A 729-nucleotide genomic window follows, 5' to 3' on the forward strand; every position below is an offset into this window, starting at 1 on the left:
GGAAGTCACGACGAGGACGGTCATCATCACGACGAGGCCCACGGGGCCGGTCGTCGTCACGCCGGAAGTCACGACGAGGACGGTCATCGTCACGACGCGGCCCACGGGGCCGGTCATCGTCACGACGAGGACGATCATCACCACGGCCGAAATCCCGCCGCGGACGGTCATCGTCGCGCCGGAAATCCCGCCGCGGACGGTCATCATCACGACGGGGCCCGCGCGGCCGGTCGTCGTCACGACGCAAGTCACGACGAGGACGGTCGTCCCCGCGCCCGAAATCACGCCGGGGACGGTCGTCGCCGCGGCCGAAATCCCGCCTCGGACGATCGTCATCACGCCGGAAGCGGGGCGACCGGTCGTCTCCACGCCGATCGTCGTCGCGGCGGGGTCCGCGCGGCCGGTCGTCGTCGCGACGGAAGTCGCGTCGCGGACGGTCGTCATCACGGCGGAAGTCACGGCGCGGACGGTCGTCCTGCTGCCGCGGTCCACGTCCCTGCCGGTCTACGTCCGTACGACGCGGGCCTCCGCGACGTTCTCCGTCGCGCCTGTCGAAACCACGCCCGTCACCGTCACGACGCCGGCCGCGGCCGTCACGGTCCTCGTCACGCCGGTCAGGCTCGTTGGTGGTCATCACTACGCTCCTCTGACTCCGGAATGCACCGGAACGAAAAACAAAAAAGGACCTGTGGTCCCAGCGCTCACGCTGGGACCACAGGTCCTCAATAA

1 pseudogene is annotated in these 729 nt (G+C 69.3%); it reads right to left on the reverse strand.

The annotated features are described in order from the left end of the window. Window positions 1–459: pseudogene (locus LG396_RS38830) on the reverse strand (hypothetical protein); the annotation flags it as partial. Window positions 460–729: the final 270 nt, after the last annotated feature.

This window comes from Streptomyces aculeolatus (genome assembly GCF_020400605.1).
In the GTDB taxonomy this organism is placed as follows: domain Bacteria; phylum Actinomycetota; class Actinomycetes; order Streptomycetales; family Streptomycetaceae; genus Streptomyces; species Streptomyces aculeolatus.